The following is a 13,392-nucleotide window of genomic DNA, read 5'->3' on the forward strand; positions in this document are numbered from 1 at the left end:
ATGATGTTTTAAAGAGTGGTGAGATAAATCTTAAAAAAACTTGTTATAAAACGAAAATAGTTAGTTATTATGCCATATGAATAATATTTGGAATATAGAATGTGATATTTGATTGTGCTGTAGACTGGATTTATCAATATATATCATAAATAAGAGTGAAATAAATTAGGAGGGTTTTTATGAAAAAGAGATTGGGTAAATTACTAATAGTATGCGCCTTTGCTAGTGTTTTGATACTAACTTTAACACCTGAAAAAGCGGAAGCTAAATACTATGGCAATGGTGTTTCTTGTAGTAAAAAGAAATGCTCTGTTAATTGGGGGCAAGCTTGGACAGAAGGAATCAAGCGTTGGGGAAATAATCTTTTTGGGAGTGTTAGTGGTTAAATATGAGTGATATAACAAAAAGTAAAGAACTTATTCATGATTTATATAATAAGTTGTCAAAACGGTCTGATCCTAGTAATGAGCTATTAGATATATTGGATGTTTTATATCAAGTGTATCTGAAAATTGATACTGTAAATAACCCCGAAGCTTACGTTCAGCGATTGGTTAATTATATTTATAGTGTAGGTCTCAAAGGGCGCCTTTATTTTCCAGAAGATGAAAATCGTTTGATTGCTGAACTTGGGATTATCGGTCAGAAAGCTGGTTTGAACGGCTTGTATAAAGCAAATTACGGGGATAAATCTCAATTTTATAGTTATTTTGATGAGAATAAAATGCCTAGAAGTTAAAGAAATGATTGATTTGAAATAAAAAGACAGATATAGCTTGGAGAGGCTTTGTAAATGGAGATAGTTAGCTTTAATTTATCGTCTTGTTTGTAACGTCTTGTCTGAATACTGTTCGGGTTGTTTCATTGTTTACTATAAGTATCTGGTCCGAAGTCGCTTGAAACTATATGGGGGACTATGCATACGACCGAGTTGCCTATCTGGGTACAATTACCTCGAAACATGGAGAACTTATTGAACTTCACAATAAAGTCGCAATATAGTGTTGCGACTTTATTTTTTTAGAAAGGAAAAAGCTAATGATTGAAGTTAATGAACTAACGAAGAAAATCTGTTCTAAAGAGATTATTAAACAGTTTTCATGTCAATTCTCTCAAAAGCAGATTACGGCAATCATAGGTCCAAATGGAAGTGGGAAAACCACTTTAATGAGAACTTTGTCTGGCATATACCAACCGGATCAGGGTGAAGTTATTTATTCATGTGGATTTCAAAGTTTATATTTTTTACAAGATAGCGAAATTCTATACCCATATTTATCAGGAAAAGATCATTTGATTTATATACAGTCTATTTATAAAAGCAAACTAATGATTGAAGATATCGCAAATGATTTAGAGATATTTGAGTTGTTAGACAAAAAAAGTAAAATCCTATTCTTTAGGTATGAAGCAACAATTATTATTTGCTGAAGCAGTCATTTCTGATGCTGATATTTTAATTTTGGATGAACCTTTTAATGGATTGGATCCTTCATATAGTATCCAGTTTAAGAAGGTTTTAAAAAAATTAAGAGATGCAGGGAAAACAATTATCATCTCTTCCCATATCTTAGCAGATTTGGAGGAACTAGCAGATAAGCAAATATTTATAAAAAAAGGAATGATTATGAAAATATTGGATCAAGGTGAAAATAATGCATCTAAAAATGATCCTCTTTATAAGGTCATTATTCCAAATTTAGACATTGAAACGATAAAACGTATTGAGAAAATACCAGTAGTTTTATCTGTAGACACGGATAGAGAAGGCCAAGTACTAGTTCGGATAAAGACGGGTCATTTTAAGACGATGATGGAAGCTTTTAAAGTAGCAAATATAGAATATAAAGACGTCGTAAAACAGGATCAAAATCTCACGCAACTATATAAAAAAATTTATAATAAGGATTGACGAATATGCTATTTCGTTTTGAAATTAAAAAGGTAGTAAAAAAGAAAATGACTTTTATTCTATTAGCAGTTTTATTATTGCTAGTTGGCATTTTGTTTTATTTTTACCAAATGCAAAATAGAAATCAAGCAACTTTTCAAATAGAAATGCAGCAAGAAAATATAAGAAGTATAAAGGCTGCAATTACAGAAACCAGAGAGGATCCTGTAAAATCCTCTAAAAAAAATGAGGTTTTACAAGAGTATAAAAGGGAGCTTGAATTGGCAGAAGACATTTTAGATGCTATCCAAAAGAAGGATACAAAAAGGGAACTTTTCTATCAAATCAAGGAAAAAGAGAACTTATTGCAAGATTTAAAAAAAAGGAAATACCTACACATCTGATCCGGTTTGGAAAATTAAACAAGATTTAGCCGTACAAAAAGCTGTTTATCAAAAGGGGTATGCATTTAATGAAATAGGCTATGCTACAGATGGCTATTCCTTTTCTAGAGATATATTAAAATTATTTTTTCCATATATTTTTATATTTTTTTGTGTTGCTAATGGCTTCAAGTGTTATTGGAGGAGATATCGAAAAACAAAAATTGCGATTTTATTGGGCATTACCGGTAAAAAGAACTAACTTCATGATTAATAAAATTTTAGTGGTGCTCTTGATTTCATTAGTTTCATTAATACTGATTATTACCGCTGCTTTTTTAATTAGGAAAAGTCGGAGGTTCAAAGGGGTATTTCGACTACCCAGTGCTAGTTAGGCTTGTCCAAAATAACTTTAAGTTGATCGATATGGGGGAGTTTATTACTCAGCTTTTTGTTTTATCCATTTTTGTTATATTTTTTTTTGATAGTGCTTTTTTTACACCTTAATGCTTTTATGTAAAAATAGTTTTATAGTGATACCAATTATTTTAGGACTTATTTTTTTAACTAACTACTTGAACGAATCTGCGAAAAATTTAAATGGGCTGTTAGTGATACTTAATCCTTTTAGTTATATAAATATAACTAAAATAATAGATGGAAGTTTAGCAGCACAGATAGGACAAGAAATAAACTGGGTCGTGGGAATTATTATTTTACTTTTCTATACGATTTTATTTTTCCTTTTAAGCGCGCCATTATTAAAAAAAGAAAGGTTAATTTAAATAAAAAAGTGAATGCCCAATTAATCGGCATTCACTTTTTTCATTTGTATATTTTTTAAAAAGTGCAGAGGAAGTTTCGTCCAAGTTTACGTATCCGTATTTTTTCTTAATAAAGCTCCGGACGTCTATCCTCAAAAACGGGAATGCGACCGCGAACTTTTTTTTATTTCACTGAGGTCAATTGTCGTGTAGAAATTGCCTTCCGATTCATCTGCTTGAAGCAAAATTTCACCACGTGGACTCACAACGAGCGAATGTCCGCCAAATTCATTTTTGGGATCCTTCCCGACGCGGTTTACTGCTACTACAAATGCTTGGTTTTCAATGGCTCGCGCAATAGCTAGCTTTTCCCAGTCCTGAATGCGTTCGCTTGGCCATTCGGCTGCAATGAAGAGAACTTCGGCGCCGCGCGCGGTATGTGCGCGGAACCATTCTGGGAAGCGTAAGTCGTAACAAATGAAACCAGCCGCTTTTTTGTCGTCTAGTAAAAATAAATTCGTGTCGTTTCCTGCCTCAAGAAAAAGGTGTTCGTCCATCAACTGGAAAAGGTGTACCTTTTTGTAACTCGAAAGAAAGTCGCCATGCGCATCGAAAGCGTACATGACGTTTGCGAATTTGCCTTCGTCTTTTATAGAAACAGAACCACCAATAATGTTTAGTGAATGTTCAGCCGCAATTTCAGATAAAAATCGTTTCGTACGTTCGCCGTGACTGTCAGCAAGACTGCCAAGTTCAGTTAAGGCGTATCCGGTATTCCACATTTCAGGTAAGACGGCAATTGTTGCTCCCTTTTCGGCTGCCTCAGCAAGTGCTCGCCGAACCCGTTTGAAGTTCGCCTCAGGCTCCCCGAACTCGATATCGATTTGGCAAAGTGCAATTTTCCACATGTAATGAATTCCCCCATTTTGTAAGCTAATCTTTTTTTTAAGCGTCGTGCTAACACATTGCCAAACGATTGGAGGAGTTGCACCATAATAATCAAAATCACAATTGTCGCATACATCACAGTTGGTTCGAAACGTTGGAATCCGTATTGATATGCAATCGTTCCAAGTCCGCCAGCTCCAACAAGACCTGCCATTGCCGTCGCGCCAATCAAACCAATTGTGGCGATTGTTAAGCCGAGGACAATTCCCGATCTAGCTTCACGAATGATGACGTTCCAAATGATTTTTGTGGTTGAAATCCCCATCGCCTTGTAAGCTTCGATGACGCCGCGATCCACTTCAAGTAAAGCGGATTCCATTAGTCGCGCGATATAAGGCGCCGTGAAAAATACCAGTGGCAAAATAACACCCTTAACGCCAATTGTAGTGCCAACGACGAGTTTTGTAAATGGCAGAATCAAAAATAGTAGAATAATAAACGGCAGGGAACGCAAGATGTTAATGACCCAATTGAGTAGCGTATAAACGACTTTGTTTTCAGCTTGTCCACCTGAACGCGTCAAGATAAGCAGGATGCCAAGCGGAAGTCCAATTACAATTGCGATCACGAGCGTGATTGCTGTCATTTCAAGAGTTTCAAGAAAGCCAGTCCAAAGGGTTGCGCCCCATTCGGAAAAAAAAGTTGCTCATTAGGAGGCCACCTCCCTGACAGTAATGCCTTTTTCAATTAAAAATTGAATGGCGCTATTATATGCTGCTTCTTCTCCTTTTAAATGAACAAGCAGTTTTCCAAGCGTGTCATTTTTTAAGTTTTCAATGCCGCCAGCAAGAATGCTTGGCAATACATCAAAATGACGAGATACGAGAGCAAGAGCGGGTTCATCTGTACTTTGCCCGACAAAATATAGAGAAACTAACTTACCCGTTTGTTTATAATGTTGAAGTAGCTCAGGCGGGATCTCGAAGCTTGCTTCTGAACCGACAAATCGTTTTGTTGTTTCTTCTGCAGGATTTGTGAAAATGTCGAGCACGGAACCTGCTTCAACGATCTTTCCTTGCTCCATCACTGCAACTCGGTCACAAATCCGCTCGATTACTTCCAGTTCATGAGTGATTAGGAAAATGGTGATTCCTAGCGTTTGGTTAATCTCAAGTAACAATTTTAAAATCGAATCTGTCGTTTCAGGATCGAGTGCACTTGTCGCTTCATCGCTTAAAAGAATCTCAGGTTCGTGTGCGAGCGCTCGAGCGATCGCTACACGCTGTTTTTGTCCACCGGAAAGCTGGGCAGGATAATGGTCCTTTTTATCCGTCAACCCAACGATATTTAAGTATTTTTCGACACGTTCCTGTATCAATTGCTTTTCTAGACCTTCAAGTTTGAGCGGCAAGGCGACATTTTCATAAACAGTCGCCGTTTTTAAAAGATTGTAGCCTTGAAAAATCATCCCAATCTTGCGTCTTGCTTCTCGAAGTTGCTTGGCATTTAAACTTGCCAAGTCTTGTCCAGCAATTTTCACGGTTCCTGAAGTAGGTTTCTCAAGGAAGTTGATACAGCGGACAAGCGTACTTTTTCCCGCACCACTGTAACCAACAACGCCATAAATTTCTCCTTTTTCGACGTGGAGAGAAGCCTCTTTGACCGCTTCAACCGTCGTTTCTCCGAGCTTGAAATTCTTCGATACGTTTGTTAGTTCAATCATAGAAACCCCTCCTAAAACGCTGGTACAACAGAACCGCTAAATTCTTTTTCAATAAATTGCTTCATATCTGCAGATTGGTAGATTTTTTTTCAATTTTTTCACGATTTCATCTTCTTTATTGCTTGTTCTAACAACGAAAACGTTCGGATAAGGGTTGTTTTTCGTTGGTTCATGGTAAATCGAATCATCGTTGATTGTGAGGCCTGCACCCATCGCAAAGTTCGTGTTGATCGCTGCGGCTTTTACTTCTTTTAACTGAGCAGGAATCTGCGAAGCTTCGAGTTCAACGATTTCAAGATCAAGTGGATTTCCTGCTAAATCATTTTTCGTTGCTTTTTCTTCCACACCTTTTTTGAGCTTCAAGACACCAGCATCTTCAAATAACTTGAGCGCCCGATATTCGTTTGAAGGATCATTCGGAACAGCGATTTTATCGCCTTTTTTGAGTTCTTTTACCGATTTTAGCCCCTCGGAATAAATCCCCATCGGAAATGCAACCGTCTTAAAGGCAATGGAAAGCTTGTAGCCTTTGTCTTTTTTCTGCGTTTCTAAAAACGGAATGGTTTGATAATTATTGGCATCTAAGTCACCATCATTTAATGCAGTGTTCGGTGTATTGTAGTCATCAAACGTTTTAATTGTGATATGTAAATTGTCTTTTTTGGCTAACTTTTTAGCTTCTTCAGCGATTTGCTGATGTGGCCCGCCTGTCACGCCAATTGTAATTTCATCTGTTGCTAGCGCCTCGTCTTTTTTATCCCCTCCGCAAGCTGCGAGTGAGAATAAGGCAACTCCTGTTAAAATTCCTGCTAAACTTCTTTTTGTCCACTTTTTCATTGTCATTTCCTCCCAAATTGATAGTTTAGGCCATAAAAAAGACTTCTCTAAAAGATTAGAGAAGTGAATACAAAAGTGGATTCGCTTCTCTTATCTTTCAAACTGATACCACGTCAGTTTGCTGGAATTAGCACCTTCACTTTAAAAAAAGTTAGGTTGCCGGGCGTCGCAGGGCCAGTCCCTCAGCCGCTCTTGATAAGAGAATTCAGTTTTAATAAAACCTGTTGCAAAACAATATACCAAGATTAAAATACTTTGTCAATGGTTTTTAAAAATTTTTTATAACCAGACTAGACAAAATTGCCGGAAAACTTTATGATGTTTATCAAACTGAAAGTGGGGATGAACATGAAACAAGCAAAACGACTTCAAAAATTACCAGAACAATTTTTTTCCAAACTTGTGCAAGATGTGAATCAAAAAATACGGGAAGGTGTAGATGTTATCAATTTGGGGCAAGGGAATCCTGACCAACCCACGCCAGAACACATTGTTAAGGCTCTTGCGCGCGCTGCTGAAGACCCGCAAAATCACAAGTATTCGCTGTTTCGCGGTAAGCCTGAACTGAAGCAAGCGGCTGCGCATTTTTATCAAAAAGAATATGGGGTTTCACTTGATCCAGAGACGGAAATTGCGATTTTATTTGGCTCAAAGGCAGGGCTTGTCGAATTGCCGCTTTGTTTTTTAAACGAGGGCGATTTGATGCTATTACCTGACCCGGGTTATCCGGATTATTTATCTGGGATTTCGCTTGCAGATGCACGTTTTGAGACGATGCCTCTACGTGAGGAAAATCAATTTTTACCGGATTATCGTGAAATAGATGCGGAAAGTCTGGAACAAGCCAAATTGATGTTTTTGAATTATCCAAACAATCCAACCGGAGCGGCAGCAACAAGTACATTTTTTGATGAGACGATCCAAGTTGCGCGAGAAAACGAGATAGGCGTTGTGCACGATTTTGCATATGGAGCAATAGGCTTTGAAGCAGAAAAACCTGTAAGTTTTCTTATGCGCGAAGGAGCGAAAGATGTCGGGATCGAGCTTTATACGCTTTCGAAAACGTATAATATGGCCGGATGGCGTGTGGGCTTTGCTGCGGGAAACCGGGAAATGATCGAGGCAATTAATCTACTCCAAGATCATCTTTACGTCAGCTTGTTTCCGGCGATTCAAGATGCTGCTTGCGCGGCACTTTTGGATTCCGGGGAAGCTGTGCGAAAGCAAAATGACCTATATCGTTCGCGGCGAGATGCTTTTTTTAACGCAGCCCAAAAAATTGGTTGGCAAGGTTCGGCGCCGGCAGGTTCTTTTTTCGCATGGATGAAAGTTCCAGCAGGGTTCACAAGCAGTGGCTTTGCGAAGTTCTTGCTTGAAGAAGCTGGTGTTGCAGTGGCAGATGGAAGCGGCTTTGGCACATTTGGTGAAGGCTACGTACGGATTGGCTTACTTGTTAGTGAGGCGCGTCTCGAAGAAGCGGTGAGGCGAATTGGCGAGCTTGCGATTTTTCAAAAACCAGAAGAAAATTTCATAAAAAGTTATTGACTCGATTTCGGAAATGTGGTTTAATTAGTAGGTGCCTGTTTGAAGGTGCTGAAAGGTTCCGTGGTGTAGGGGTTAACATGCCTGCCTGTCACGCAGGAGATCGCGGGTTCAAATCCCGTCGGGACCGTAAAAAAGAGGACGTAAATCCAGTGGATTTATGTCCTCTTTTTGCATTGCGCCAGCCCATTTACGCTGTAATAATTCAGAAAATTTGTGGCTTGTGTTATAATGGGTACAGGTGATTCTAAAAACGTTTAGAGCCTCGGTGAAAAATGGTGAACCGGGGAACACCATTTGATAGACGCACTTTATGAAATCCATATTTGGGAGGACTGTGTAACATGTCAGAGAAAAAAGTATTAGTTGTGGATGATGAGAAACCAATTGCAGATATCGTTAAATTTAATTTAAATAAAGAAGGATTCGATGTTTACTGTGCTTATGACGGAGATGAAGCGCTTGAGCTTGTCGAAGAAGTGCAGCCGGATTTGATTTTATTAGATATTATGTTGCCAGGAAGAGATGGCATTGAAGTTTGTCGAGAAGTTCGGAAAAAATATGATATGCCAATCATCATGGTAACGGCGAAAGATTCTGAGATCGATAAGGTACTGGGACTAGAACTTGGTGCAGATGACTATGTAACAAAACCGTTCAGTAATCGGGAGCTCATTGCCCGTGTGAAAGCTAATTTACGTCGTCACAGCAAAATTAGTTCGCAAGCTGCGGAGGAAAACGAAAATAGCGAGCTTGAAATTGGCTCACTCGTGATTCATCCGGATGCGTATGTGGCTTCAAAACGTGGTGAAACAATTGAATTAACACATCGTGAGTTTGAACTACTACATTACTTGGCGAAGCATATGGGGCAAGTCATGACTCGTGAACATTTGTTGCAAACGGTATGGGGCTATGATTATTTTGGAGATGTGCGAACTGTTGATGTAACGGTTCGGCGCTTGCGTGAGAAAATTGAAGACAATCCAAGTCATCCAGCTTGGCTTGTGACAAGGCGTGGCGTTGGGTACTATTTGCGTAATCCAGAACAAGAATAGTGTAGTAACAAAAATGGAGATGTTGAGGGGGAGGACTGATTTAAGCAGTCTTCCTTTTTGTGCGTTTAGGAAACACCTGAAACAGGCTTTCTTGCCCGTCTTTTTGGTGGTTTCTCTCGCCTTTAAAAGTGTGCTATACTTAGTTAGAAAAATAATGATTAGCGGGTTTTACGCAATTTTGCTAGAAGAGAATTTTGTGTAAAATCATGATTTTATCCGAACAGGAGTAGAAGCTTTTATGCAAAAAATAAAAAAAGTTTTTCCAGTCGGTTCAGTTTCGTCTGGTGATAATTTATCTCTTGCTTATCCTTGTAGCCATGCAGGTTATCGGTGCATACTTCGTTCGCGAACTTGAAGGGCAGCTTGAAAAAAACTTTCAGGATTCTATTAAAAGTAGTACCAAACTGCTGGATTATAATGTTCGTGAAGAGATTTTAAAAAAATAGCGATAACAGTGCGCAGTTGCAAACGGATATTCGTGAGTTACTGGTGGATTTTGCGCGGAATAATAGCAGTTTAGACGAAGTTCGAATTGTCGACGATAAAGGAAAAATTCTTGGTACTTCAGACATGGATAATCAGGGGATTGTTGGGCAAAAGTCGACAACGCCGCTGATTAAACGCTCGCTTTCACTTAATACGTCAGAAGATAAAATTTATATGGATGATTCAGACGGGAACAAACGCGTTTGGGTCAATGTTTTGCCGATTAAAAACAAAGATGAAGTGATCGGTGTTATTTATCTTGTTGCGGATATTGAATCGGTTTATACGCAAGTAAACTCAATCACAAGTATTTTTATAACCGGAACTTTAATTGCGATGGTAATCACGGCGGTGCTTGGGATTCTCTTGTCACGAACGATCACAAAACCGCTGATTGATATGAAACGACAAGCTTATGCGATGGCAAGAGGGAATTATAGTCGTAAAGTAAAAGTTTATGGCTTAGACGAAATCGGTCAACTTGCTGAAAGTTTTAACTCACTTACACGGAAAGTCCAGGAAGCACAGGCGATGACTGAAGGAGAGCGAAGAAAGCTTTCTTCTGTCTTGTCTTACATGACAGATGGAGTTATTGCGACAGACCGCCGCGGGAAGGTGATTCTCATTAACTCGCCAGCTGAAAAAATGTTGCGTGTACCGCATGAAAGTGCTAATGGGGAGCCGATTATTGATGTTCTTGATATTGGGGATAGCTACCAATTCGAGGATTTGATGGGGCAAGAAGCAACGATCACTCTTGACCGGAGTACGGTTGAAGAGCGTTATATTTTGCGAGTGAATTTTTCTGTTATCCAGCGCGAAACAGGCTTCGTGAATGGCGTGATTGCCGTTTTGCATGATATCACGGAGCAAGAAAAAGTGGATCAGGAACGGAGAGACTTTGTATCGAATGTCTCCCATGAATTAAGAACGCCGCTTACAAGCATGCACAGTTACCTGGAAGCATTGAGCGACGGCGCTTGGCAAGATCCTGAACTGGCACCGAAGTTTTTGGAAGTGACACAAAATGAAACGGAACGGATGATCCGCCTTGTTAATGATTTATTGAAACTGTCAAGAATGGACGGTGAGCGCGAACAGCTAGATAAAAGTTTCGTAAACTTCACCGATTTCTTTAATCATATTATTGACCGTTTTGAAATGATGAAGAAGGACTCGATTAAATTTAAACGATTTATTTCAAAAGAGCCTGTAATTATTGAGCTTGATGAGGATAAAATTATGCAGGTGCTTGATAACATCATTTCCAATGCTAATAAATATTCACCGGATGGTGGACAAATTTCTTTCTTCTTGAAAAAATTTGCGAATCATATTGAAGTGGCGATCAGTGATGAAGGACTTGGAATTCCGAAAGAAGATTTGAATAAAGTATTTGACCGCTTCTTCCGTGTAGACAAAGCACGGTCGAGAGAAATGGGAGGAACAGGGCTAGGCCTTGCGATTGCTAAAGAAGTAATCCGAGCACATGGTGGCGATATTTGGGCGGAAAGTAACCGCGGCAAAGGAACTACTGTGAAGTTTACCCTGCCATATAGCGACCTTCCGGAGGATGATTGGGAATGAGAAAGTTTTCTTATGTAAGAGGTTTGCTGCTCACAATTTTAGTTATATTAAGCGTGGTTTTAAGCTATCTAATTTGGAAAGCACAACCTAATTATGAGTCTATTGATGTGAAAGAAGTCAAAAATACGGCGATCGATAAGCAAAAAACGGCTTCGCAAGTCTTTAAACCGATTCTTGCTCAAGTAAACCAAGGCGGTTTGCATTATCAAACTAATACAATGGAATTTGTGAACCAACTCGCTACACAAGGACGCAGTTTTACTTTTTCCGAAATTGTCTCCTCAGGTAAAAAAAGCAGTCAAGAATATGATCGCTTGATTCATCAAAATGGGACAGTGGAATTAGTTTATCCGAATAACATTCCGTTCGCGGTTTTCTCGCAGATTTATGAACTTACAGGAAAAGAGCTTGAGGCTGCTTCGTTTAACCGGATTGTTTTTGACACCAATACGACAGAGGCAGGGCTTTATACGGTTTACTTCACGAATGATCGGCTAGATACGGTTTATCAAAGCTCGCTTCCACAAAAAGATATTGCGATTGTGAGAAACTTGGTTGATAATGCCAATGAAGCAGATGGTCTTACGAAAGTGGACGAAGTAAGCACGAGCAAGCATACGCTTTTCCTTTCTAAAAAAGCGACAACGCTAAAGAGCAAGAAATACATTATCGATACGATGGACATCAGCTCGTTTACAAAAGCACTATTTCCTGATGCAAGTTCGGTTAAAAATGAGGATAATTCTTATACGGATGGTTCCAGCAAAATCGTGTTAGATACTGATAATAAAGTGCTTGAATATATCAATCCTGCACAGGAGAATGCGAATCCGGCTGTGCAAAGTGAAATGAAACGAGCGAGTATGATTCAGGATAGTTTTAACTTCATTAATGAGCACTCTGGTTGGACAGATGAGTATTATTTCACGGGTTATAATTTGGCGACAGGAAGTACTAAGTTTAGTATGTTCGTTGATAATCTTCAAGTCTTAAGTGACAATGGTATGTCAGAAATGATAGTGACTGAAGACAAGAGGCCGTTTATAAATATAGTCGACCATTTTTCAAGCTGGATTATACAATTCCGCGCGAAAGTGAAAATGTAACACTTCCTTCTTCTAATGACGTTTTTGAGAAGCTTCAAAGAGAAGGTATTGATATGGATGGCTTGCAAATGATTACACTGGGTTACAAGATGAACTGGTCAGAAGATAAAGGGTTAAAACGCATTGTTGAGCTAAAACCGACATGGATTTATAAATATCACGGGAAATGGATTGCCGCTGACATGAAGGAGAGTGATTAAAAATGGATTGGAGAAAAACAGAAATCATTTTTATTATCGCTTTCCTGCTACTTGATATTTTTCTTGGTGTAATGTTTTTGAACAAGCAGGCTACAAATGATCCAGATAAACTTGGAAATGATACGCTGCAAGACCATTTGAAGACAGATAATATCACTTATCCAGAGCTTTCTTCAAAGGAAGTGTACGGTGAAGTTTTTACGGCTGATAAAGTAACTATTAATGAAAAAGACGTTTCAAATTTAAAAAACCCAAACGATTTCACTTACTAATAATTCCACAGAAATTGTTTCAACGCTCCAAAACCCTGTAAAAACTAGCGGAAAAAAAGAAACGGAAGAATTTAAGAAATTTTTGGAGGAAGATGTCTATAAAGGCAGTTCCTATGAGTTTTGGAAATATGATGAGGGAAAGCAAGAATTAGTCTACAATCAAGTGGTTAAAGATGACATGGTGCTGTTTGATACGGCGGGGCAGCTCGTTTTTAAATTAAACAATGACAATGAAATCGTTTCTTACAGGCAAACGCTTCTTGGAAAGCAAGATGATTTGCAAGAAAAGAAAAAGGTGCTTTCTTCGGTGGATGCACTTGAAGCCGTTTATCAACATGGTGATCTCAAAACGGATAGTAAAATCAAACAAGTTGTGTTTGGCTATTATACGACAGTTCAGCTTTCAAGCGGGGATGTCTATTTCCCTATCTGGTGTTTTGAAGTTGAACATAAAGGTGTGACGAGTTATTTTCTTGTGAATGCGAAAGATGAGCAAGTCATTAATTTAGATGAGACGAAGCAACAAGTTTTAAGAATTTAAAAAGGGAAAACCGCTTTTCAAACTCGAAAAGCGGTTTTCTCTTTTAAATAAAGTAGGTTTGGGTTTTCTTTTTTCATGATTAAGGTTAAAATAGGAAGCGGATAGGAAATGTGC

At 38.6% G+C, this 13,392-nt stretch carries 8 protein-coding genes, 1 tRNA gene, 6 pseudogenes and 1 riboswitch; of the genes and pseudogenes, 11 read left to right on the forward strand and 4 right to left on the reverse strand.

Translation table 11 applies throughout. From position 1 onward, the window contains the following. Positions 1 to 179: 179 nt before the first annotated feature. From MAQA_RS00245 to MAQA_RS00265, 5 genes are all read left to right on the forward strand, one after another. The gene (locus MAQA_RS00245) at positions 180 to 386 is read left to right on the forward strand and encodes a leucocin A/sakacin P family class II bacteriocin (RefSeq protein ID WP_036070192.1); all 207 of its coding nucleotides are present in this window, start codon (positions 180 to 182) and stop codon (positions 384 to 386) included. Between the two features lie 2 nt (positions 387 to 388). Beyond that, positions 389 to 739: a bacteriocin immunity protein gene (locus tag MAQA_RS00250; RefSeq protein ID WP_036070200.1), complete on the forward strand. Its 351-nt coding sequence runs from the start codon at positions 389 to 391 to the stop codon at positions 737 to 739. A gap of 299 nt (positions 740 to 1,038) precedes the next feature. Then, complete coding sequence (locus MAQA_RS00255) at positions 1,039 to 1,431, forward strand: ATP-binding cassette domain-containing protein (protein WP_036070205.1); 393 nt, start codon at positions 1,039 to 1,041, stop codon at positions 1,429 to 1,431. After that, complete coding sequence (locus tag MAQA_RS13370; RefSeq protein WP_052008373.1) at positions 1,406 to 1,912, forward strand: P-loop NTPase family protein; 507 nt, start codon at positions 1,406 to 1,408, stop codon at positions 1,910 to 1,912. Before MAQA_RS00255 ends, MAQA_RS13370 begins: the two co-directional genes overlap by 26 nt. 5 nt (positions 1,913 to 1,917) lie before the next feature. Further along, entirely contained in the window at positions 1,918 to 2,295 is a 378-nt protein-coding gene (locus tag MAQA_RS00265) for a hypothetical protein (protein WP_036070207.1), read from the forward strand. An 870-nt stretch (positions 2,296 to 3,165) separates the two neighbouring features. Here the strand turns inward: MAQA_RS00265 and MAQA_RS00270 are convergent. The 4 genes and pseudogenes from MAQA_RS00270 to MAQA_RS00285 all read right to left on the reverse strand — a co-directional run bounded on the left by MAQA_RS00270 (position 3,166) and on the right by MAQA_RS00285 (position 6,486). Continuing rightward, positions 3,166 to 3,946 (reverse strand): annotated as a pseudogene (locus MAQA_RS00270) (carbon-nitrogen family hydrolase). 32 nt (positions 3,947 to 3,978) lie between these two features. After that, a pseudogene (locus MAQA_RS00275) lies at positions 3,979 to 4,572 on the reverse strand (methionine ABC transporter permease); the annotation flags it as partial. Positions 4,573 to 4,635: 63 nt separating this feature from the next. Beyond that, positions 4,636 to 5,649: a methionine ABC transporter ATP-binding protein gene (locus tag MAQA_RS00280; protein WP_036070208.1), complete on the reverse strand. Its 1,014-nt coding sequence runs from the start codon at positions 5,647 to 5,649 to the stop codon at positions 4,636 to 4,638. Between the two features lie 11 nt (positions 5,650 to 5,660). Continuing rightward, a pseudogene (locus MAQA_RS00285) lies at positions 5,661 to 6,486 on the reverse strand (MetQ/NlpA family ABC transporter substrate-binding protein). 87 nt (positions 6,487 to 6,573) lie between these two features. Further along, a riboswitch (SAM riboswitch) is annotated at positions 6,574 to 6,688 on the reverse strand. Positions 6,689 to 6,834: 146 nt separating this feature from the next. On the opposite strand from MAQA_RS00285, the gene MAQA_RS00290 reads away from it, so the two are divergent. The 6 genes and pseudogenes from MAQA_RS00290 (at position 6,835) to MAQA_RS00315 (ending at position 13,278) form a co-directional block, all read left to right on the forward strand. Beyond that, the gene (locus MAQA_RS00290; protein WP_036070375.1) at positions 6,835 to 8,031 is read left to right on the forward strand and encodes a pyridoxal phosphate-dependent aminotransferase; all 1,197 of its coding nucleotides are present in this window, start codon (positions 6,835 to 6,837) and stop codon (positions 8,029 to 8,031) included. A 54-nt stretch (positions 8,032 to 8,085) separates the two neighbouring features. Then, positions 8,086 to 8,158 (forward strand) — tRNA-Asp (locus tag MAQA_RS00295). A 214-nt stretch (positions 8,159 to 8,372) separates the two neighbouring features. Beyond that, positions 8,373 to 9,086 carry a response regulator YycF gene (gene yycF / locus MAQA_RS00300; protein WP_036070213.1) on the forward strand — a complete coding sequence of 238 codons (714 nt, stop codon included), beginning with the start codon at positions 8,373 to 8,375 and terminating at the stop codon, positions 9,084 to 9,086. 281 nt (positions 9,087 to 9,367) lie between these two features. After that, positions 9,368 to 11,159: pseudogene (gene walK, locus MAQA_RS00305) on the forward strand (cell wall metabolism sensor histidine kinase WalK). After that, positions 11,156 to 12,465 (forward strand): annotated as a pseudogene (locus tag MAQA_RS00310) (YycH family regulatory protein). The pseudogenes walK and MAQA_RS00310 overlap by 4 nt, the downstream one beginning before the upstream one ends. A gap of 2 nt (positions 12,466 to 12,467) precedes the next feature. Next, a pseudogene (locus MAQA_RS00315) lies at positions 12,468 to 13,278 on the forward strand (two-component system regulatory protein YycI). Positions 13,279 to 13,392: the final 114 nt, after the last annotated feature.

The organism is Listeria aquatica FSL S10-1188 (assembly GCF_000525795.1).
GTDB lineage: Bacteria > Bacillota > Bacilli > Lactobacillales > Listeriaceae > Listeria > Listeria aquatica.